The organism is Silanimonas sp., from assembly GCF_027530345.1.
GTDB lineage: Bacteria > Pseudomonadota > Gammaproteobacteria > Xanthomonadales > Xanthomonadaceae > Silanimonas.
Genome location: NZ_JAPZQK010000001.1, coordinates 16,753 through 39,075, shown reverse-complemented (window position 1 = coordinate 39,075; position 22,323 = coordinate 16,753). Strand labels below are relative to the sequence as shown.

At 68.5% G+C, this 22,323-nt stretch carries 16 protein-coding genes; 8 read left to right on the top strand and 8 right to left on the bottom strand.

The genetic code is table 11. The annotated features are described in order from the left end of the window. Positions 1–238 precede the first annotated feature (238 nt). The 4 genes from O9255_RS00140 (at position 239) to O9255_RS00125 (ending at position 4,268) form a co-directional block, all read left to right on the top strand. Positions 239–628, top strand: coding sequence for a DUF2237 domain-containing protein (locus O9255_RS00140; protein ID WP_297864804.1), 390 nt, complete (start codon positions 239–241; stop codon positions 626–628). 89 nt (positions 629–717) lie between these two features. Beyond that, entirely contained in the window at positions 718–1,509 is a 792-nt protein-coding gene (locus O9255_RS00135) for a type II CAAX endopeptidase family protein (protein WP_297864803.1), read from the top strand. A 37-nt stretch (positions 1,510–1,546) separates the two neighbouring features. Then, a complete protein-coding gene (locus O9255_RS00130) occupies positions 1,547–2,383 on the top strand; it encodes an alpha/beta hydrolase (RefSeq protein WP_297864802.1) in 837 nt (278 codons plus the stop codon). Positions 2,384–2,462: 79 nt separating this feature from the next. Further along, positions 2,463–4,268, top strand: a complete 1,806-nt coding sequence (locus tag O9255_RS00125; RefSeq protein WP_297864801.1) for a serine hydrolase — start codon at positions 2,463–2,465, stop codon at positions 4,266–4,268. 69 nt (positions 4,269–4,337) lie between these two features. Here O9255_RS00125 and O9255_RS00120 read toward each other — a convergent pair whose 3' ends face one another. The 5 genes from O9255_RS00120 to O9255_RS00100 all read right to left on the bottom strand — a co-directional run bounded on the left by O9255_RS00120 (position 4,338) and on the right by O9255_RS00100 (position 10,267). Then, positions 4,338–5,480, bottom strand: coding sequence for an efflux RND transporter periplasmic adaptor subunit (locus tag O9255_RS00120; protein WP_297864800.1), 1,143 nt, complete (start codon positions 5,478–5,480; stop codon positions 4,338–4,340). A gap of 3 nt (positions 5,481–5,483) precedes the next feature. After that, on the bottom strand, positions 5,484–7,856 hold the full coding sequence (locus O9255_RS00115) for an FtsX-like permease family protein (RefSeq protein ID WP_297864799.1): 2,373 nt from the start codon (positions 7,854–7,856) through the stop codon (positions 5,484–5,486). Next, a complete protein-coding gene (locus tag O9255_RS00110) occupies positions 7,853–8,611 on the bottom strand; it encodes an ABC transporter ATP-binding protein (RefSeq protein WP_297864798.1) in 759 nt (252 codons plus the stop codon). The genes O9255_RS00115 and O9255_RS00110 overlap by 4 nt, the downstream gene beginning before the upstream one ends. A gap of 85 nt (positions 8,612–8,696) precedes the next feature. Continuing rightward, positions 8,697–9,644 carry a hypothetical protein gene (locus O9255_RS00105; RefSeq protein WP_297864797.1) on the bottom strand — a complete coding sequence of 316 codons (948 nt, stop codon included), beginning with the start codon at positions 9,642–9,644 and terminating at the stop codon, positions 8,697–8,699. 35 nt (positions 9,645–9,679) lie between these two features. Next, complete coding sequence (locus O9255_RS00100) at positions 9,680–10,267, bottom strand: host attachment protein (protein ID WP_297864796.1); 588 nt, start codon at positions 10,265–10,267, stop codon at positions 9,680–9,682. On the opposite strand from O9255_RS00100, the gene O9255_RS00095 reads away from it, so the two are divergent. Further along, positions 10,266–10,901: a phosphoribosyltransferase family protein gene (locus O9255_RS00095; RefSeq protein WP_297864795.1), complete on the top strand. Its 636-nt coding sequence runs from the start codon at positions 10,266–10,268 to the stop codon at positions 10,899–10,901. The genes O9255_RS00100 and O9255_RS00095 overlap by 2 nt on opposite strands. 10 nt (positions 10,902–10,911) lie before the next feature. Here the strand turns inward: O9255_RS00095 and O9255_RS00090 are convergent, their stop codons facing one another. Continuing rightward, positions 10,912–13,464: a cation-translocating P-type ATPase gene (locus tag O9255_RS00090; protein WP_297864794.1), complete on the bottom strand. Its 2,553-nt coding sequence runs from the start codon at positions 13,462–13,464 to the stop codon at positions 10,912–10,914. Between the two features lie 71 nt (positions 13,465–13,535). Here O9255_RS00090 and O9255_RS00085 point away from each other — a divergent pair, with 71 nt between their 5' ends. The 3 genes from O9255_RS00085 to O9255_RS00075 all read left to right on the top strand — a co-directional run bounded on the left by O9255_RS00085 (position 13,536) and on the right by O9255_RS00075 (position 17,906). Beyond that, the gene (locus O9255_RS00085; protein WP_297864793.1) at positions 13,536–14,087 is read left to right on the top strand and encodes a DUF2058 domain-containing protein; all 552 of its coding nucleotides are present in this window, start codon (positions 13,536–13,538) and stop codon (positions 14,085–14,087) included. 230 nt (positions 14,088–14,317) lie between these two features. After that, positions 14,318–17,398 (top strand): ATP-binding protein, encoded by a 3,081-nt coding sequence (locus tag O9255_RS00080; RefSeq protein ID WP_297864792.1) that lies wholly within the window; start codon positions 14,318–14,320, stop codon positions 17,396–17,398. After that, on the top strand, positions 17,379–17,906 hold the full coding sequence (locus O9255_RS00075) for a response regulator (protein WP_297864791.1): 528 nt from the start codon (positions 17,379–17,381) through the stop codon (positions 17,904–17,906). The genes O9255_RS00080 and O9255_RS00075 overlap by 20 nt, the downstream gene beginning before the upstream one ends. Here the strand turns inward: O9255_RS00075 and O9255_RS00070 are convergent. Next, on the bottom strand, positions 17,794–19,092 hold the full coding sequence (locus tag O9255_RS00070) for an ISL3 family transposase (RefSeq protein ID WP_297864790.1): 1,299 nt from the start codon (positions 19,090–19,092) through the stop codon (positions 17,794–17,796). The two genes, O9255_RS00075 and O9255_RS00070, sit on opposite strands and share 113 nt — an antisense overlap. Further along, positions 19,085–22,312, bottom strand: a complete 3,228-nt coding sequence (locus O9255_RS00065; protein ID WP_297864789.1) for a DEAD/DEAH box helicase family protein — start codon at positions 22,310–22,312, stop codon at positions 19,085–19,087. The genes O9255_RS00070 and O9255_RS00065 overlap by 8 nt, the downstream gene beginning before the upstream one ends. Positions 22,313–22,323 lie beyond the last annotated feature (11 nt).

The window sequence follows — 22,323 nt, the reverse complement described above, 5'->3', positions numbered from 1 at the left end:
GGCAATGGCGACCGCCTTTTGAGGATCAGGGGCGCTTGCGCGCCCACTTTTTTGTAGCGCGGATCAAAACAATCGACTTTGCGGCGACTTCGCCAGACCAGAACTGCCGCCGGAAACAGAGTTTTTCAACGGAATAGGTCGGAAGCAGACTAAGCCCGAGCACAGCATCACAACGGCGGCGCTCGGCGGCTCTTGCGCATACAGACGTTGGGGCTTTTTCCGGTAGACAATCCAACGCATGACCCGCCCATCTCGCCCCCTCAACGTCCTCGGCACGCCGCTCGAGGACTGCAGCCATGACCCGAAAACCGGCTGGTTCCGCGACGGCTGCTGCCGCACCGACGAGAACGACCAAGGCAGCCACACGGTCTGCGCCAAGGTCACCGCCGAGTTCCTCGAGTTCTCCGTCCGCGCCGGCAACGATCTCGTCACGCCGCGGCCGGAGTTCGGCTTTCCCGGCCTGAAGCCCGGCGATTCGTGGTGCGTCTGCGCCTCGCGCTGGATGCAGGCTTTCGAGGCCGGCGTCGCGCCTCCGGTTCGGCTGGAAGCCACGCACGAGAAGGCGATGCAGATCGTCCCGCTCGCCGCGCTGCGCTACCACGCGCTCGAAGACGAAACGGCCGACTGAGGCCGGCATCGCGGCATCGCTTGGCGTAGATTGGCGCCGACGCCGGCCAACCGTGCGGCCACGGCAGCCACCTCGGGGGAGAGGCAGCGATGACGTCGACGATCGGCACACCGGCCGCAGGCACGGACACGTTCCTGTGGCTGGAGGACAAGGGCCGGGATTTCCCGTTCTACAACGGCGCACCGGTCGCTCTTTCGGGGACCCGGTGGCTGATCGTGATGGCAGCGATCGTCGTCGGATTCCTGATCCTCGCGCTGCCCATCGACTGGCCCGGCGGCGCGATGCTCGGCCCGCTCATTCCCGCCGTGCTGATGCCGCTCATTCCCATGGTGGCGCTGGCGTACGTCGCGCCGGGTCACTGGCGGGCACTCTTCGGCAAGGTCGGCGGCCGCGAGATCCGACTGATGGTCGGCTTCGCGCTGCTCAACGTCGTCGTCAGTTTTTGCGTCGGCGCCATGGTCGGCCGCTTCACCGAGGTGACGCCCAATGCGTCCGCCGCCGGTTTGGCGGAGCTCGACGCGGCGGGCATGGCGGCGTTCTTCGCGAAGACGCTGCCGCAGCTCCTCGGCGAAGAGATCATCACCCTACTGCCCTTCCTCGCCATCCTCTACGTGTGCACCCATCGGCTGCGCATGGGGCGCAAGGCGGGCGTCATCGTGGCCTGGCTGGTGTCGGCGCTGATCTTCGGGCTGCTGCACCTGCCGACCTACGACTGGAATGTCCTCCAGTGCGTCGTGATCATCGGCTCGGCGCGTTTGGTGCTCACGTTGCCTTGGATCATGACCAAGAACCTCTGGGTGTCCACCGGCGCGCATATCCTCAACGACTGGCTGTTGTTCTCCATGGTCCTGCTCGGCGCCAACCTGGCCAGCCAAGCCTGAGCCTTGAGGCGCGCCGAAAAGCACGACAGGAGGGCCGATGGCCACGACGACGGAAGGCTTCATCACCAGCAGCGACGGCACGCGCCTGTTCTTCCGTCGCCACGCGGCGGCGGCACCCAAGGCACGCATCCTCGTCATCCACGGCTTCGCCGAGCACGGCGGCCGCTACCTCGAATTGCTGGACGCCCTCGCCGACGCGGGCTTCGACGTGCTCGCGTTCGATCTGCGCGGGCATGGGCGTTCGGAGGGGCGTCGGGCTCACCTCCGTCGCTTCGAGGACTATCTGGATGACACCCGCGCCGCCTTCTCGGCCCTCACGGCGGGCACGGACGGCACCGCGCTGGTGTTCGGCCATTCGATGGGCGGGCTGATCGCCACGCATTTCGCCGCCTCGGTACCGGAGCGCTGCCGCGCCTTGGCGCTCAGCAGCCCGATGTTCGCCCGCGCTCTTGCGGTGAACCCGCTGAAGCTGTTGGCCGCTCATGTGCTGGGCCGGCTCCTTCCGATGTTCTCGATGCCCAGCGGCATCACCGGCGCGCATCTGACGAGTGATCCGGACGAGATCGCGCGTCACGATGCCGACCCGCTGGTCCTCCACCAGGCGCGCGCGGGCTGGTTCATCGCGCTCGAAGCGGCGATGGCGACCGCACCCGCGGCCGTGGCGCGCCTGACCATGCCGCTCTACCTGATGCATGGCCAAGCCGACATGCTGACGTCCTTCGACGCGAGCCGGGCACTATTTCCGCAGGCGGCAAGCCCCGACAAAACCTTCGTCGCGTTGCCGGGCATGCGCCACGAGACCTTGCACGAGGTCGGGCGCGACACCGTGCGGGCCGATCTCGTGGCGTGGCTGGCGGCGCACGCGGCCCCCTGAACTTCGGAGCCTCCCACTGTCAACCCAAGGTGCTTTCGTGCGTTCGTCACCCCACATCGTCTGACGAGACCGCATCGCCATGGACACCATGCGCCCCTCCCGCTTGCGGGCCTGCCACGGGCTGTCACTGATCGGCGCGCTTGCCGCCGGCGTGCTCTGGGCCGCCCCGCCCCCGACCGCCGAGCAGATTGCCGCCGCGCGCACCTATCACGAGTCGGCCGGTGGCCAGGGTCTGGTGATCCTCCACGACGGCAACCTGATCCACGAGTCGTATGCGAATGGGGGCAACGCGAACACGCAAGTGCTGCTGGCCAGCGGCACGAAGGGCTTCACTGGCCTGTTCGGGGCCATGGCGGCCGAGGATGGCACCTACGAACTGGACGATCCGGTGGCCGAGGTGGTGCCCGAGTGGCGCAGCGATCCCCGGCGCTCGCGCATCACCTGGCGCCACCTGCTCACGATGACGAGCGGGCTCGATGATGTGAAGGAACAGAGCACCTGGGAGAGCTTCCTGCAGGCCAAGGCCGTCGCGGAACCGGGCACGCTCTTCGATTACGGCAGCGCGCCGAACGTGTTCGGCGCTGCGTTGCAGCGCAAACTCGGCAGCGAGAAAGTGACCGCCTACATGCAGCGGCGCCTGTTCGGCCCGCTGGGTATCCAGGTGAGCTGGCGCGGGAATTTCAGCGACGGCAACCCCCAGCTCAGTGGCGGCGCCTACGTGCGGACGCGCGAGTGGGCCAATCTGGGCGAGATGGTGCGGCTCGGTGGCCGCTGGAAGGGCCAAACCCTGATCTCGCAGGAAGGTCTCGAGCAAGTGCTGACCGGCACCACGCCCAACCCCGCCTATGGGCTTTACTGGTGGTTGAATCGCGAGGTTCCGGACTCGCTCGCACAGACGGCACCGCAGTTCGAACGCCACATCCTCGGCCTGATCGAGGCTCCGTTCCTCCCCGACGACTTCGCCATGGCGGCCGGTGCCTACGAGCAACGGCTCTACGTGATCCCCTCGCTGCAGCTGGTGGTCGCGCGGAACGGGCCGAAGTCGGCGGGCGGTCGCTTTGATGACGTGGCCTTCCTGTCGCGGCTCCTGCCGCCCGTGCCACCGCGCAACCAAACGGCCCTGTACTGGGTTCCGACCGAGCCGGGTTGGACGCTTGCCGTTTCGCATGTCGGTGAACAAGTGTTCCCGGTGTGGATGACCTATGGCGAGGACGGCAGTCCGGAGTGGTACTCCATCGAGTCCCTGGTGCCCGATGCACAAGGCGTGCTCCGCGGCAGCATCGTGCGCTGGGCAGGCAGCCCCTTCGTACCCGGCACCGCACCCGTGCCGCCCCAGCGCACCCCGGTGGTTCTCGGCTCGGCCTGGCTTCGCTTCTTGGGCAACGGTGACCTCGAGTTCGGCGTTCAGATGGGTTCGGAGGCGGTCCGCACCCGGGCGCTGGTCCCGTTCGCGATCGATGCCAAGCCCCCCACCTGCGTCTTCACCGTCGGCTCGCGGGCCGCAACGAGCAACCTCAGCGGGCTGTGGTGGAACCCCGATGCCCCAGGTTGGGGCGTGAACGTGGTGCACCAGGGCCACCGTATGTTCCTCGTCGGATACACCTACGACGGCGATGGCACGCCCGGATGGTCCGTGGCATTGCTCGAGCGCCAAGCCGACGGCAGCTATCGGGGCGACATGGGGCGGCCGGTGGCCGGCACCCCTTTCAATCGAACGGCAGGAAGCGCGGTGACCAACTTCCCTCTGCCTTTGATTGGCACCATGACCTTGCGGCCGGACGACGGGGAGCGGGTCACCTTGGATATCGACGCCGCCGGGGTTCTTTCGAGCACACCGATCCGGCGGTTCGCCGGCGCGCTGCCCCAAACAGAGTGCACGGACTGAACACGACGGCGGATGCCCCGAGCCCGGGCGCCGCAAGGCGGCGCAAGACCGGGGGTTCGCGGCCCGCGCTCACGGTCGGGGCGACACGCGCAGACCTTCGGCGAGCTGGCGGTTCGGTGCCGCGACGATCAGGTCGCCTTCGGCGAGTCCAGAGCGCACCTCGCGCCAGCGGCCGTCGGTGATGCCCACCTCCAAGGGCACGGCGATCAGGCGCCCCGACTCGATGCGCCACGCGCGCCATCCCTCGCCGTCGCGCACCAGCGTTTCCACCGGCACGCGCACCACGTCCTCCACGCGCGCGATTTCGACACGGGCTTCGACCTGGAAGCCGTGCCCCGCGCCGGGCATCGGTTCGGCGGGATCCAGCCAGACGTCGACGCGTCGCTCCTCGACCCCGAGGGCCGAGACTTTCAGCCGGCCGCTCGGGGAGATCCGTCGCACGCGGGCGGGCACCGGTTCGCCGCCCCAGCCTTCGATCCACGCCGGCGCGCCCTCGCGCATCAACGCGGCATCCTGCGAGAGGAACTCCGCCACGACCTCGAGTTCATCGGGACGACCGATCTCGAGAAGGGGCTCGCCGACGGCGACCGGCCGGGCACTCTCGATATGGCGCGTGAGGACGCGGCCATCGATCGGAGAAACCAGGGCGATCGCACCACCCGTACCTTCACGCGATCCGGCGAGCTCGGCTTCGATCCGCGCGACGCCCGCCTCCGCCTCGGACCGCTCAGCCAACGCCTCGCGCCGCTTGCTCTGCGTGGCGCGATACACCTGCTCGGACACGAGCTTCTGCGACCACAGGCGCGCCGTCCGCGCGGCCTCGTCCTCGGCCAACTGCACGTGGGCGCCGGCTCGGTCGCGGGCGGCCCGCGCCTGCTGCAAGGCCGCCCCGAGGCTGGCGCGCGTGCGCTCGTCGAGCGGCGCGCTGCGGGCCGGGTCGATCCACGCCAGCACGGCGTCGCGGGCCACCGCATCGCCCTCCTCCAACGTGATGCGGCGGACGCGGCCCTGGACGGGCGAGGCGAGGATGTAGGGCTCGCGCACGCGGGTCTCGCCCAGATCCACGACGCTGCTGGCGAGGTCGCCACGCTGCACGGTCACGGCATCAACCGGCAGGGCGCGGGGCCAGAGCCACCACGCGACCAGCAGCGACGTGACGGCGCCGCCCGCGAGGACGAGGCGCCGGGTTCGTTGGCGGAGGGGGTTCGGCACGGGTCACTCCCGGGATTTCAGGGATTCGACGAGGTTGATGCGATCGATGTCCCGGCCGACCAGCAGCAGGGCCGCGAGCACCGAGGCCACCACGATCATGGCGGCCCGGGCGTCGGCGGCGCGGTCGCGGATCTCGGGGAAGGTGAAGAGATCGGTGGCCATCGCCGCGAGGAAGGCCGTCGCGGCATGCTGCCCGAGCCAGATGCCAAGCGGCACCGCGAACGCGACCAGCAACAGCACCTCGGCCACCAGCAGGGCGGCGACCTCGCGCGGCGAGAACCCGATGACCTTGAGGGTGGCGAGGTCGCGCCGCTGCTCGGCCAGCGTCACGGAGGCGGTGGCATAGGCGATACCGGCCGCCATCAGGATCGAGAACGCGGCGAACAGGGCGTCCATCGTGCCCGCGCCCTCGTCGAAGATGCGCCGCATCGAGGCTTCGGCGAGTCCGACGTAGGACACGCCCGCGAGGGACGGCGTGCGGTTGACGGCAGCGTTGAATGACAGCCGCTCGCGCGCATCGAGGTGCGCATTGACGCCCGACACCCGGCCCGGCTCGCCGGCCAGCCGCTGCAGGGCGCCCAGCTCGAGGTAGGCCCCCATCCCGCTCGTCACGGTGACGACCTCGACCACGGAAAGGTCGACCGAACGACGCAGGCCCTCGCTGAAACGGACGCCGATGCGGTCGCCCGGCCCCACCCCGAGGGCACGCGCGAGCCCGGCGGTGACGACGAGGCCGTCCTCGCGCAGTGCGCGCGGCACGCCGTGCACGTCCACGAGCCGCTCGAGGCGCCCCCCCGCGGGCAGGCCGGTGAGCACTTCCTCGACGGTGCGGCCGTTCGCGGCGAAGACGACGCTGGCGTAGCGGAAGCCCTCGACGGCGACCACGCCGGGCAAGCGCGACAGGGCCAGCACGTCCGCGCGGCCCTGCGGCTCGATGAGCGTGAGCGCCACGTCCTGGCGTTTCGACTCCGAGAAGGTCAGCGACAGCAGGCGATCGATCGCGAGCGGCAGGCGGCTGGACACGACGAGCAGTACCACGGCGCAGGCGAGGCCCAGCACCGTGGTGAGCGACCGGCGCGGGGCCCCGGTCAGTCGCCGGAGCACGATGCGCGCCGGCACCTCCAGGCGCCGGTACAGGGCCTCGAAGCCGGCGGCACCCGCCCGGTAGCGCGGCGGCGGCGGCGGGGCGAGCGCCTGCGCCGGGGGCAGGGTGACCACGCGCCGCAGCGCCGAGGCCGTGCCGACCAGTGCCGCGAGGCATGCGACGCCGATCGACAGCGCGATGGCCGGGCCATCGTGCCGGAACGGCAACGCCGGCAGCCGGTACACCTCAAGGTAAAGCCCCGACATGAACTGCCCGATCGCGCTGCCGAGGGCCAGGCCGCCCAGGACGCCGAGCAGCACGAGTACCAAGGGAAAGCCCGCATAGCTCCAGCCGACCTCGAGGGCGTGGTAGCCGAAGGCCTTCATCAGTCCGATGTTGGCGCGTTCGGCCTCGATCAGCCGGCCGAGGATGATCGCCAGCAGGAACGCGCCGACCGCCAGGAAGATCGGCGGCAAGACCATCGCCATCGTCGCCAGTTGCTCGACCTCCTGGTCGAGGAAGCGCGCGGACGGGATGCGGTCACGTCCCTGCGCCCGGAGTGCCCCGTACCTCGCCAGCAGCGCGTCGAGCGCCTGCGCCACCGGGGCGGACGGATGCCCGGGCGCGAGGCGAAGCACCAGATCGTTGAATGCGCCGGCCATCTGCGCGGCCTGTTCGAGGGCGCGCCGGGGCATCCACAGCACGGCGAACCGGTCGGGTTGGGGAAACAACTCGCCCGGCGGGCTGACGAAGACGAACTCGGGCGAATTGGCGATTCCGACGACGTGGAGGTCGGCGCGCCGCCCGCGCAGCAGCAGCGGCAGCCGGGCTCCGGGCGCGAGGCCACTGGCCGTGGCGAAGGCCTCGTTGACCAACACTTCGTCACCACGGCCCGGGGCCGGCCAGCGTCCGGCCACGAGCCATGGGAGGTTCACGGGTTCGTCGTCGCCGGGTTCCAGCGACACGACCCGCGCGCTGACCGGTGGCTGGTCGATGCCCAGCTCGATGATCGCACCGGCCACCACCCTCGCGGAGGCACGCTGGACGCCGGGCAGGGCCTCGACGCGGGGAACGAGGTGCCTCGGGGCGCGGACGAGGATCACCTGCAGGTCGGCCAAGCGGTTCGTCGCGTAGTAGCGGTCCCGGGCATCGACCAGGGACTGGCGGACACCGAGCGACGCCACCATGAGGCCGATCCCGATCGACAGCACCACCACCACCGTGGCGCCCTGCGCCCGCGTGCGCCAGACGTCACGCCAGAGCTTGCGCCACAGCGGCGGCGTCAGGATCACCAGCGCAGCTCGGAGGGCGCGATGCGCGACGCGTTGCAGGCGATGTCGCGGATGCCACCGTCGGCGAAGTGGATGACGCGATCCGCGAGGCGTGCAATGTCGGCGTTGTGCGTCACCATCATCAGCAGGGTACCGGTGGACCGGTTCGCCTCGACGAGCGCCTCCAGCGTGGTGATGCCGGTGCGCAGGTCGAGCGCCCCGGTGGGCTCGTCGCAAAGCAGGATGCGCGGCCGCTTGGCGATGGCACGCGCAATGGCGACGCGCTGCTGTTCACCGCCCGACAGCTCGGAGGGAAAATGCTTCGAGCGGTGCGCGAGGCCGACGAGGGCCAGCGCCTCCGCCGGTGGCATCGGATCGACGGCGATGTCGGTGGCCAGTTGCACGTTCTCCTCGGCCGTGAGGCTGGGGATGAGGTTGTAGAACTGGAAGATGAAGCCGACCGCGTCGCGGCGATACGCGGTCAGCGCCCGGTCGTCCATCGCCGCGAGCGAGCGGCCGTCGAAGACGACGTCGCCGCCGGTGGGGCGGTCGAGGCCGCCGAGGAGGTTGAGCAGCGTCGACTTCCCGGAGCCGGATGGGCCCAGCAGAACCACGATCTCGCCCTGCGCCAGCTCGAGGTCCACGCCCCGCAGGGCGTGGACGGCCGCAGGCCCGCTGCCGAAGACCCGTCGGAGGCCGCGGACGCTGAGCGCCGCTGGCGCGGGCGAGGGGACCTCGTGTTCACCGCCCGTGCGCGGCGCTTCGGACTCCGGCATACCCGACTCCTCGTCCATCCCCGCCCCGTCTACCGCAACACTCGCGCCCATGGGGCCAGCATGGCACCGATGCCCATGGCCTTCCTCAGTCCGCGGCGGATTCGATCACTGCGTCGACCGGGCGCCGGGGCGTCGGGGCCACGGGCTCGACCGGATGGCCCCAGCGCAGCAGCAGCTGCGGATGGTCGGTCGTGTCGAGCGCCTCCCGAAGGCGTTGACGCAGGGCCGGCACCTCGATGGGCTGGTTGAGGTAAGACGCCTGCAGGCCCCGGCGGCAGCCCTCGAGCAGGGCCCGCTGCAGCGCTTGTCCGGCATGCAGCCAGGCGCGCGGGTCGTCCTCCGCGGTGGCCAGCACGGTCAATGCCGGCGATGCGAGGAGCAGTTGCTGGTCCTTCGCCGCCACGCCATCGCCCATGTCGAAAGTGCGCACGATGGCCTGCGCGATCGGCGCCGCGAGGGCGGGGACGGCGAGGCCATCCCCCTCGCGGGTCGCGTGCATCCACATCGCCAGCTCGCGACGCCAGCGCGGATCGTTCCACAAGAGGTGGTCGCCTTCGTCGACCAGTCCGCCGGCCAGCCCCCGCAGGTCGCCATCGAGCACCCGCAGGTCGCCGCCCTCGAGTGCGGCTGCAGACCGCAGGGCCGACATCGCCTCGTCGGTCACGGGCCGGGGATCAAAGGCCTTGCGATAGGTTCGTCGCGCGAGGAGGTGCGGAGCGAGATCCGCCAGCCCCGGCTCGACCGCGCCACGGCCGACGACCACCCGTGCGAGGACGTCGTGGTCCGTGGTGTCCGGCAGGAGCCGGACGTCTGCCGAGAGGCCCTTCGCCGCCGCCGCGACCCGCAGGGCCATCAGGGCCGCCCCGCAACTGATGACCAGCTCCCGGTCGAAGGGGTCGTTCACCGGCAGCGCGCGGGTGCGATCCGCCCGAAGCTCGATCGACGGGGGTGCCAACCGGAACCGCCATGGCTGGGTGTTGTGGCTCGAGGGTGCGTACACGGCCAGCGCGACCAGATCGCGGAGCGTGTCCATGGGAGGAGGACCGCGGTCGGCCACGGAGCGCGCCCTCAAGGGGGGGAGATCGGCGGGATCGCCTGCCGGATGGCGACGGGCGATGCGTTGCACAGCTCCTTGTCGACCTCCGCCACCACGTGGCGCAGGACTTGCGCGCCGAGCGCCCCCTTCAGCTGGCCCAGAAAGCGCGGCGGTGCGACGAGCACGAGCCCGTCGTAGCGGTGCTCAACGCGGCCGCGCTCCAGCGCATCGGCGAGCGCGGCGGCGAAGCGGTGGGCCACCTTGTCCTCGGGAGTCGTGTGCGGCTCGATGGCATGCCGGCCATGCCCCATGCGGTCATGGGTGCTCGGCGATCGCTCCTCGCCCAGTTCCCAAGCCGACAGGCGGCCGTCCGGATTCGGGAAATCCACGATCTCGAGGAATCCCGCCTGCGTATCGCTCGGATCGAAGGCGAAGAACCGGGCCTTGGCCCGGTCGGCGACAACCACCCAAGTCGCAGCCATGGAACACCCCGCGGACAATGTTGACAGGACGACATTCCACGTCCGAAAAGCGCCCTCGCGCTTGACCCGGATCAAGCCGCCCGTGATCCCGCCGTCGGACAACGACGGTCGTCCCTTGCCGTGCACGAGGCCCGACATGAACGCGCTGCCCTTCCTCGACCGCGAGTCGGCCGGACACGCCCTCGCCGCCGCCTTGGCGCCCCTCGCCGGGAAGGAAGCCCTGGTGCTGGCCATCCCGCGCGGCGGCGTGCCCGTCGGCCGCGTCGTCGCGGACCGACTCGATGCCGACCTCGACGTCGTGCTGGTCCGCAAGATCGGCGCGCCCGGCAACCCGGAATTCGCGATCGGCGCCGTGGACGAACAAGGCCATGTGCACCTGCAGCGACATGCCGCCCAGAGCGGGGCCGGCGAGGCCTACATCGAGGAGCGTGCCGCGGCCGAGCTGGCGCGGATCCGGCAGCGTCGGGAACGCTACGGGCATGGCCGCCCGCCTGCGCCCGTCGCCGGCCGCACGGTGATCGTTGTCGATGATGGGCTTGCCACCGGAGCCACCATGGCCGCGGCCCTGCAAGCGGTCCGTGCCGGCAAGCCTGCACATCTGGTCTGCGCAGTGCCGGTGGCCGCGCGCGACAGCCTCGCGGCCGTGGCACGACACGCCGACGCGGTCGTGTGCCTCGCCACGCCCTCGCCCTTCGAAGCCGTCGGGCTGCACTACCTCCGCTTCCCGCAAGTGGACGACGACGAGGTGCTCGCGCTGCTGGCGCACCGCTGAGCGCCGGGACTCAGCCGCCTAGCGCCCGCCGCACCGGCGGCCAGCCCTTCAGTGGTTCGAACAGGGCCGCGGCGCCGACACCGACCCCGAGCGCCACGAGGGTGCCGGGCATCCCCGGAGGCGCGAAGCCGAACAGCGTCGCCGCCGCCGGCCACAGGACGCAGGTCGCGACGATGGCGGTGGCCGCGGCGACGACGATCCAGAAGGCCCGGTGGCCGCGCTCGAACAGCCGCGGCAGCGCCGGTCCGCGCGCGCCGTTGATCCGCACCAGCGCGAAGTTGCCGGCGGTCAGTGCGATGAAGGCCAGCGTCCGGGCCTCGTCCTCGGCGATGCCGCGGGCCACGGCGGCGACGTGCAGGCCGAGGACGCCGCCGAGAACGAACAGGCCCTGCAAGGCTCCCAGCAGCAGTTGCGGCGCCCCGAGCAGCGGGGCGGCGGCCGCGCGCGGCGGGCGCATCATCAGGTCGCGCTCGCCGGGCTCGCTCTCGAAAGCGATGGCGCAGATCGGGTCGACCACCATCTCGACCAGCACCACGTGCATGGGCAGCAGCAGGGGCGGCCATCCCAGCAGCACCGGCAGCAGTGCCAGTCCCGCGATCGGCACGTGGATCGCGACGATGTAGAGCAGCACCTTCCGCAGGTTGTCGAAGATGCGGCGCCCCATGCGCACGCCGTCGACGATGTGGCCGATGTCGTCCTCGAGCAACGAGACCGCCGCGGCCTCCCGCGCGACATCGGTGCCGCCGCCGGCCATCGCGAGCCCGACGTGCGCGGCCTTCAGGGCTGGCGCGTCGTTGACGCCGTCCCCGGTCATCGCCACCACGTCGCCACGGCGCTTGAACGCCTCGACGAGGCGAAGCTTCTGCTCGGGGCGGATGCGGGCGAAGACCGACACGTCGGCCACGACGGCGTCGAGCGCGGCGTCATCCATCGCGGCGATCCGCTCCCCGGCCAGCACGCCGGCCGTGGTGTCGATGCCGGCCTGCGCCGCGATGGCCCCAGCCGTGGCCGGGAAGTCCCCGGTGATCATCACCACGCGGATTCCGGCGCTACGCGCCAACGCGATCGCCGGCGGCGCCGAGGCGCGCAAGGGGTCCTCGAACCCCACGAGCCCGTCCCAGTGGAACACCCGATGGCGCGGATCCTCGGGAGCGGCATCGAACGGACCGGCATGCGCCACGGCGAGCACCCGCAACCCCCTCGCCGCGAGCCGAGCGACATCGGCGAGCATCGCCGCGGTCTGCTCGGCATCGAAGCCGCACAACCCCGCGATCGCCTCCGGCGCGCCTTTCGTGGCGACCACGACGCCCCCTTCGGCGCACTCCCAGGCCTGGGAGAAGGCGAGCAGCTCGGGCATGAGCCCGTACTGCCGGGCCAGCGGCCAGTCGTCGTGCAAGTGACCGGTGTCCACGAGCGTCGCATCGCCGGCATGGCGCACCGCGCGGTCCATCGGGTCCACGGCCTCGACGCGGCTCGCGAGAACGGCATGTTCGAGCAGCCGATGCACGGCCTCGGGCACGTCACGCGTCGCGGCATCGATCCACGCGTCCCCGTCCGGGGCAACCAGCACGCGGACGCGCATGCGGTTCTCGGTGAGCGTCCCGGTCTTGTCGACGCACAAGACGCTGGTCGCCCCCAGGGTCTCGATGACCGCGGGACGGCGAGCGAGGATCCGCAGCTGCGCCAGTCGCCACGCGCCGAACGCCATGAACACGGCGAAGGCCATCGGGAATTCCTCGGGCAATAGCGCCATGGCCACGGCGATGCCGGACAGCGCGCCCTCCATCCATTCATCGCGGACCAGGCCGTGGAGCACGAACACGCCCACGCTGACGATCGCGGCCGCCGCGCCGAGCAGGCGGACCAGGCGACCCATCGACCGCTGGAGCAGCGTCTTCTCGACCACGATGCCCGCCAGCGAGGCACCGATCCGGCCCGCTTGCGTCGCGGCTCCTGTGGCCACGACCTCGGCGACGCCGTGCCCCGAGACCACCAGTGTCCCCGCGAACAGACCCACGCCGCCCTCGCCGCCGGGCTGGCCGGGGTCCTGAAGGCCCGGAGCCGCAACCCCCTTGGTCACGGGCACGGACTCGCCCGTCAGCAGCGACTCGTCGACGCGGAGCCCGCCGCCCTCGCGCAGCACCGCGTCGGCGGGCACGCGCTCACCTTCCGCCACGAGCACCCGGTCGCCGGGGACGATCCCGGAGGCCGGTATGGTGCGCACGACTCCGTCGCGACGCACTCGGGCCATCGGGGCGGCGAGCGCACGCAGGGCATCGAGCGCCCGTTCGCTGCGGTACTCCTGCACCACGACCAGGCCGACCGAGAGTGCCGCGAACAGACCGAGCAACGCGCCCTCGGCAGGATCGCCAATCAGCAGGTAGAGACCCGCCGCGAGCACCAGCAGCAGGAACATCGGCTCGCGAAGCACCTCGATGAGGAGGGCAAGGGCGTGCTTGCGGGGCGGCTCGGGCAGCCGGTTCGGACCGAATCGGCGAAGGCGCTCCCGGGCCTCGACGTCGGTCAGGCCGGACGGGACATGCTGGGTCGCACCCCCGGCCATCACGCTCCTCCGCGCGGTCGAGGCCCGCGCCCTCCCGTCTATCATGGCCCACCGCCACGACCCCTGCCGCCATGGCCAAGCTCAACGCCCTCCAGGAACAGTTGCTCAAGGCCGGATTGGCCAAGAAGTCGAAGGCCGCCGAGGCGGCGCGCGAACAGGAGAAGGCGCGCCGGGGCGAGGCACCGTCGCTGGCGGCCGAGATCCAGCGCGAGACCGAACGGGCCCGCGCGGAGAAAGTCGAGCGCGACCGCGCACTGGCCGCGACGCAAAAGGCCGAGGCCCACGCCAAGGCGCTGCGCGCGCAGGCGCGGCAGATCATCGTCGACAAGCACGTGCCGCACGGCGGCGACATCGAGTACCGGTTCGCCGTCGACGGTGCGATCCGCAGCCTGCCGGTGGTCGAGGCGCAGAAGAAACAACTGGCGAACGGCCAGCTGGTGATCGCCCGGCTCGACGAGGCCTTCGTGCTGCTGCCGCGGATCGCCGCCGACCAGGTGCGGCAGCGCGTCCCCGAATGGATCGTCCTCGACCACCACGCACCCGACGCGCCTGCCAGCACCGGCAACGCCGAGGACGACGCCTACTACGCGCAGTTCGTCGTTCCCGACGACCTGGTCTGGTGAGCCGCCGCACCGGGGAGGCGTGATCGGCACCGAGGCCTTCGACGCCCCCCAACCGCCCCCCAGCCCACGGCCCGCCATCGATTCTGGAAGCGTGTCAAGGCGCGCCTCAGGCATGCCGTTTTTGGAGCATCGTCACGGTCGCGGGTGTCGTGGTCGGGCGAAGGTGGTGCCACTGAGGGTTCCCGCCACCCTTGGGCACTCAGGGCAATGTCGGGCAACGGAGGATGGCGATGCTTCCCCTGTCACGGTTCAAGACGCTCTGGACGTCCGCCATGGCGGACCCGCGGCTGGGCATCGTCATGCTCCTGCCCCTGGTGGTAGGGCTCGTCATGCTCCCTTTCGCGGTCTATCGGCTGGCGACCGGCGATTTCATGATCGGCGCCATCGAACTCGTGGTCGCGGCGCTGGGCTTCGTCTTCTTCCTCGACGTCCTCGTCAACCGGCGCACGCTGCCCGCCACCGTGGCGATGGTCACCGTCGACACCCTCCTCGCCATCTGGGCGGCGGACCAGCTCGGCCAGCACGGCCTCTACGTGGCCTACCCACTCGTGGCGGCGAATTTCCTGCTGATGCGGCCGCGCTACGCGTGGGCGGTGCTGGCGGCCACCGTGATGGGGATCGTTCTGGTGAGCGAAGGGCAGATGAGCCCGCTGGCGCACACCGCCTATGTCGGCTCGGTGGTGCTCACCGGCCTGTTCGCGACCGCCTTCGCCATGCAGTGGAACCGTCAGGCCATCCGGCTGGAAGAGCAGCTGGTCGAGATCGCCGAGAAGGAAAAGCTGCAGAAGGCGCTCTTCGACATCACCTCCGTGGCCGATCAGGCCACCGACGACGAGGCCATGTACAAGGCCATGCACGAGGTGATCGAGCGCCTCATGTACGCCAAGAACTTCTACATCGTCGCCTTGAACCGTACCGAGGGCACGATCCGCTTCGACTACTACGTCGATTCGGAAGATGACGCCATCTTCGGCGACGTACCGCTGGACAACCTCAAGGACGGGCTCACCTGGCACCTCCTGATGGGGGGCCGGCCGCTGCGCGGCACCATCGCGGAGATCGCCACGCAAGTGCGTGGAACGCTCAAGGGCATCGGCAGCGACTTCCACAACTGGCTGGGCGTGCCGATGTTCGCCGAGGGCGGGGTGGTGGGCGCCATGGTGGTGCAGGCCTACGTGCCGGGCGTGGCCTACACCGAGCGCGACCAGTCGGTGCTGGGTTTCGTGGCGAGCCACATCCAGCACGCGCTCTCGCGTCGCGAGCACCTCGGCAGGCTTGAGCGACTGGTCGAAGAACGCACGCGTTCCACCGCAGAACTGTTCAGCCAGCAGAATGCGGTCTTCCAGTCGGCGCCGGTGGGACTGATGATCGGCGCCGCCGGCCGCGTGGTGATGGCCAACCCCGAGATGAACCGCATCCTCGGCGTGAAGGACGGCGAGCTGAAGGGTGAACCGATCGATGCCCGACTGCTCGACAGCGGCGAGTTCGCCTTCGAAAGTCGCGAGGGCCGCTCGCTCTGGCTTTCCGTTTCGTGCACCGACGTGACGGTGGAGGGCCAGGCCGACGCCATCGTCATCGTCGTGCAGGACCTGACCGAGCGCCGCGCGCTCGAACAGCGTGCGGAAGAAGCGCTGCTGGCCGCGCTGCAGTCGAAGAGCCTGGCCGATGCGGCCCGCGAGCAGGCCGAGCAGGCCAACCGCACCAAGGGCGAGTTCCTCGCCATGATGAGCCACGAGATCCGCACGCCCATGGCCGGCGTCATCGGCATGCAGGGCTTCGCCCTGCGCGACCGCCACCTGCCGCAGTCCGCGCGCGACCAGATCACGCTGGCCCAGGAAAACGCCAAGTCGCTGCTCAGGATCATCAACGATGTGCTCGACTTCTCGAAGATCGAAGCCCGCAAGATGACCGTCGAGAAGGTCGACTTCGCCGTCAGCGGCGTGATCGACGACGTCTACGAACTGCTCGCCGACCGCGCCGCGGGCAAGAGCGTGATGCTCAAGTTCCGCGTCGAGCCCGGCCTGCCGGCCTGGCTCAAGGGCGACCCGACCCGCCTGCGCCAGGTGATGGTGAACCTGGTGGGCAATGCGGTGAAATTCACGGAAGTGGGCAGCGTGGCCGTCTCGGTCAAACACCGTCGCCGCCAGGAAGGCGGGGTGTGGGTCGAATTCAGCGTGCAGGACACCGGCATCGGCATCTCGCCCGATGCGCTCGAGCGCCTCTTCGATGCCTTCACCCAAGCGGACGCCTCGACCACGCGACGCTACGGTGGCACCGGCCTCGGGCTGGCGATCTCGCGCAACCTGGTCGAACTCATGGGCGGCGAGCTCCGCGCCGACAGCAAGCAGGGTCTCGGCACGCGCTTCTGGTTCGAGCTGCCCTTCGAGCCGGGCGAGCCCCCCGAGATGGGCGAGAGCAATGAGGGCCGCCCGCACTCCCATCGGCTCAACATCCTCTGCGCCGAGGACTACCCGACGAACCAGATCATCATCCGCACCCTGCTGGAAGACCGCGGCCACGAGATCGACATCGTCGAGAACGGCCGGCTTGCCGTCGAAGCCCTCTCGCGCAAGCACTACGACCTGATCCTGATGGACGGCCGCATGCCCGAGATGGATGGCGCCACCGCCACGCGGCTGATCCGCCAGGGCGGCATCGCCCCCGACGCCATCGTCCGCCAGACCGACATCCCGATCATCGCGCTCACCGCCAATGCCACCTCGGAAGACCGCCGGATGTACCTTGAGAGCGGCATGGACGACTTCCTCTCCAAGCCCATCAACGAGCCGGAGCTGCACGAGAAGCTGGCGGGCGTCATCGAGCGCCTGCTCGCGGCCGGCGCCCTGCTCTCGCCGCAAGGCGAGGGCGATGCCGCCGGTCTCGATGCGCTGTTCGGGGTCGAAGACGCCGCGCCTCCGGTCGTCGCACCGCCGCCCGTGGCCTCGCGGCCGAAGCCGAGCATGGCGGAAGCCCCCGCCAGGCCGGCGGCACCCGCCAAGCCGGCGGGGCCCAAGCCCGACTTGCGCACACGCATGCTCGAGGCCTTCCGCCGCGACCTGCCGGCCCGCACGGAAGCCCTCAACAAGGCCTTGGCCGGGCGCGACGCGGTCTCGCTCGCGCAACAGTTCCATGGCATCAAGGGCAGCGCCGGTTTCCTTGAACCAGACAGCCCACTGCACCGCCTCGCGGGCGACCTCGAGAAGGCGGCCGACCGCGAAGACTGGCCGATGGTCGATGAACGCACATCCGAACTGCTCGATCTGCTCGAAGAAATGATCGGAAGGACGCCTAATGAAGATCCTGCTGGTTGACGACGACACCGTCTCCCGCATGGCCCTCGTCGACCTCATGTCGCGCTTCGAGGGTCTCGAACTCGTCGAAGCGGAGGACGGGATGCATGCCTGGGAGCTGATCGATCGCGGCATGACGCCCGGCGCCATCCTCAGCGACCTGCACATGCCCCGCCTGACGGGTATCGAACTGCTGCGAAAGGTTCGCAAAAAGGGCGGACTCGGCGACCTGCCCTTCGTGCTCGTCACGTCGTCCGCCGACCTCGGCACCGTCAAGCAGGCCATGACGCTCGGCATCGACCACTACATCGTCAAGCCCTTCAATGCGGAAGCCACCGAGAAGAGCATCTGCCGCACCATCACGAACGCTTGGAACAACGGCTATTTGCAAAATGTGGTTGGATCAGAGTCTGAAATCAGCCCAGCTCTCCTGAGTCGGAAAGCTCCACCAAGGTTGGAATGTGCGGTCCGTACTCGACCTGATTCTGAGCGCCGCTGGTTGGAAACTCGGCTGCAGGCGTATGCCTGAGTAGGCTGCCGACCTTACGGGCATGTTTGGCGTAAAGCGTCTTGGCTCGGATGATTTCATAGCTGTACCCGCGACCCATACGATTTGCCACCTTCACCAAGCCGTTCAGGCCCTCGGTGTACGCGTTGGTCAACCGAACTGGCGCATCCCAGTACGCGAAGATGTCTTCGTAGTTGTTGTGGACAGTCCGGGCGAGCGCGTGGAACTTCGGAAAGCGCCCCTCGGGCAACGAGTTCTCCCAGGCTTCGAACGCACGCGTTGCATTTGCCTTGTCGGGCTCGTCGTAGATCGCGTAGAACGCCTCCTTGAAGTCGTAGGCCTCCGCCAGAAGCGGTATACCTGATCGGACGAGCGTCAACGCCTCTTGCTCCTGCGGCGACAAGGAGCTCGGTCGCTTGAGTGTCAGCCAGCGAATCGACTTCTTGACCTTCAAGCGCTCGTTTCTCTCGAGTGCGGACTGGTGCTTCTTGCGTTCGTCTTCCAAAGCGTCCGACGCCATGCGCACCACATGGAACTTGTCGATCACCAGTCGGGCGTTTGGGAGGTAGGGGCCGTACGAGTCCTTGAACGGGCGCCACATGTCGGTGCAAACCCATTCCACCCTTTCCCGATCCGGGAGGTCCCGGAAGAAGGGCTTCATGTGCGCCTTGGTGCGCTCCTCCAGCATATCGAACACGCTGTTCGTGGCGAGATTGGTGATGATGCAGCGGTAGCCGCCCGCGAGGTTGAGCTCGTCGATCCCCATGATCACCGGAGTCTCGTAGCGGACGGTCGCTTCAAGCTCCTCAATCAGATCTTGGGCGATGTTCTTGATGGTGTTGACCGCAAGCCCCGTCTGCTCGGCCAGTCCCCGGAACGTCATGCCGAGGCAACGCTCCCGGATGGCGCTAACCAGTCGCTGGGTTGCCCGTCGCCGCTCATCGAGAAAGGGCAAGTCCAAGGTCATGGTCTTGCCGCAGGACTCGCAGCGGTAACGTGGCCGATCAATCACTAGCCGCACCGGCTGCATTTGCTGGGGGGTATCGGCGAACTCGATTCGGCGATGCCCATGCCGATAAAGCGGCTTGCTGCACTCCGGGCACGCCGGCGGAGTGGCCTCGATGACCTCGGCGGTGATGGTGATGACCCCCTGCGAACTCTGAAGGTCCACCGGTCTTACGCCCGGCAGGTTCAGAAGATCAAGCATTCAGGTCATCCAGATCGATGGTCCGACGATCGCGGATCAGCTCATAAATGATGTCTGTCAGCGCCGCCATCGCCTGACGGTCAGCCTTGAGGACCTGGGTGGCCAGTTTCTGGTGCGAGGACAAGGCGCGAACCACGCCCTGCTGTACCGCGCCCGGCAGGTTGCCCTTGAGGGCCTGTTCACGGGAGTTGTTCTCCACCTGGGCCATCACCACGTCGCTTTCCTTCGCGATGGCGACGACGTGATTGACGAAGATCGCCTGATCGCGGAGCGGTGTGGCATCGCCGAACAAACGGTTCAGCCGGTCGATGATCTCCTTCAGGTAGTTCGGCTCATCGGCCCTTCCGCCGCCCCCGGCCCCGATGGGCTTGAGCTTCGGCTTCTTGGGCTCCTCACCCACACCCTCCGCACGCGTCTTGATGTCGAATCCCGACAGAACCAAGCCCTTCAGATCGACCCGATCGGCCGGCACGCCGTCCAACCGCTTGCCCAGCAGCTTGGCGAACGCGGCGAAGTTCTCCAGCTCGGGGTCGCCGAAATCGATCAACTGTGCGATGTAGGCATAGGAGCGGCAGAAACGTGCCAGGCCGCTCTTGAAGCCCATCAATGCGGCCAGCTGCTCGGCCGCATCCTTGCGTTGATGGTCCGCCGACTTCATGCCGGCCTCATCCCTGTTCGCGCGGGCCTTGCCGTACGCGAACTCCCAAGTGGCGATGGCATCGCGCAGCATCTTCAGCTTCTGGTTGTAGAGCCGCGTCGGTCGCTCGGTGGCGGCGTACAGCGCCTTATGTTGAGGCTCCTGTGACTGCGTGATGTCCCGCAGGCTCTTGAAGCGGGCCTGCTTGAACGCTTCGAGATCGTCTGCCTCATACAGGCCATGGGCATCCAGAAGCTTCTTGATGTCGTAGACGACGTTGAGATCCTGGGATTCTTCGATCAAGGCGCCGTCGTCGTACTTGGAGAACGCCAGCTTGACGTTCTCCGGGCTGTTCACGAAGTCGATGATGAAAGTCTCGTCCTTGCCCGGCGCGGTGCGGTTCAAGCGCGAGAAGGTCTGCACGATCTCCACATCGTTGGCGATCTTCTTGTCGATGTACATCGCCACCAGCTTCGGCTGGTCGAAGCCCGTCTGGAACTTGTCCGCCACCAGCATCACCCGGTACTCGGGACGTTCGAAGGCGATACGCAGGTCCTGACCGGAGGCTCCGGGATTCATGCTCAGCTCGGTGAACTCATCCTTCTCGTCCACCACGAACACGTCGCCAGTCAGGCGCTCGTCATCGCTGTGCATCACCTGCTTGCCGGTCAACTTGCCCGAAAAAGCCACCAGCGAGCGGATGCCCGCGTGCTCAGGGTGCTTTGCGATGTAGGCATCGAATCCCTTCTTGTAGCGGACGGCGGCGGCACGCGAGCTGGTCACCACCATCGCCTTGGCCTTGCCGTCCAGCAGCGCGGCCACGTTCTTGCTGAAGTGCTCGATGATGAACTGCACCTTCTGCGTGACATTGGTCGGATGAAGGCTCATCCACTGCGCCAACGCCCGTTTCGCGGCCTTGCCGCTCACGCGCTGGGTGTCGTCGAGCTGCTTGGCGAGATTGAACGCCGTCTGGTACGGCGTGTAACCCTTGAGCACGTCGAGGATAAACCCCTCCTCGATGGCCTGCCGCATCGGGTACTTATGGAACGCCGTCGGCAGGTTCGTTTTGCTGGGCTTGCCGCCATCCTGGGTGCGCCCGAATAGCATAAAGGTCGAATGCTTGGGCGTGGCAGTGAAAGCGAAGTGGCTCAGGTTCTTCGGGCGCGCACGGGACTTCTGGAGCTGCTCCAGCAGCTCCTCTACGCTCATGCCCGCCATGTCGCCCTTGCTGCCGAGCGACAAGGCCGCCTGCAGCTTGGTGGCGTTCGTCCCGGTCTGCGAGGCATGAGCCTCGTCGATGATGACGGCGAAGCTGCGATCCTTTAGGTCCTTCTCGGTGACGATGGCCTCCATCGCGTAGGGGAAGGTCTGGATGGTCACCACGATGATCGGTGTGCCGCTCAGCAGCGCCTCGGCCAGTTGCTTGCTCTTCGACTTGCTGGATTTCTGACGGTCGATGGCCGCGATCACGCCGAACTGGTGATCGATCTGCTTCACCGCATCCTGCAACTGGCTGTCCAGAACCGTGCGGTCGGTGACGATAATCACGCTGTGGAAGATCGGTTCGCCGTTGTCGCGGCGCAGGCGGATCAGGTCGTGGGCGGTCCAGGCGATGGTGCTGGTCTTGCCGGAGCCGGCGCTGTGCTCGCAGAGGTACTGCATGCCGGGGCCATTGGCCTTGGCATCCGCGATCATCGCATTGACGGCATCCCACTGGTGGTAACGCGGGAAGATCAGGGTTTCCTTCTTCGACCAGTTACCCTTCAGGTCAACCACGTCCTTCTTCTCGACGTAGACGAAGCTGTGGAAGATGCGCAGCCAGGCATCGCGCTGGCAGACCTTCTTCCAGAAGTAGGCCACCGGATACTCGCCTTCTTTGCGTGCCGGATTGCCGGCATGGCCCTCATTGCCCTGGTTGAAGGGAAGGAAGAACGTGTTCTCGCCGTCCAGCTTGGTTGCCATCTGGATGTCGGAATCCGACAGCGCAAAATGCACCACCGCGCCGCGCTTGAAGGTCAGCAGCGGTTCGCGGCGCTTGGTCTTGGGGTCCAGCGGCAGGCGGTCGGTCTTGTACTGCTCGACGGCAGCATCAGCGGACTGGGTGAAGTCGGTTTTCACCTCCACCGTGGCGACCGGGACGCCATTGATGAAGAACACCAGGTCAATCGCCAGCTCCCGCGCCGGGTGGTATTTGAGCTGCGGCACTACGCGCAGGATGTTGGCTTCGTAACGCTTGGTCACCTCAGCGTTGCGCCCATCCTCGGGCGCGGCTTCCGACAGGTCGATGTGCCCGCAGCCCGCAATAGCGAAGCCCCGACGCAGAGCCTGCACCGTGCCATCAGCCTCCAGCGTTTTGGCCAACCGGTCCATCAGCGCCCCACGCGGATCGGCCGGGTGATCCTTGCACAGCTTGGCCCACTTCTCCGGCTGCGTGGCTTCCAGCCAGGCCACGAGGTCATCCGGGTACAGGGCACGCTCGGTGTCGTAGTGCCGCGTGTCGCCGACCTGCCAGCCTTGCTTCTGCAGCTGCTGGACGATGTAGGCCTCGAAGTGCTTTTCCTGGTGCGCGGTGTCGCCCTGCATGGGGAAGGCTC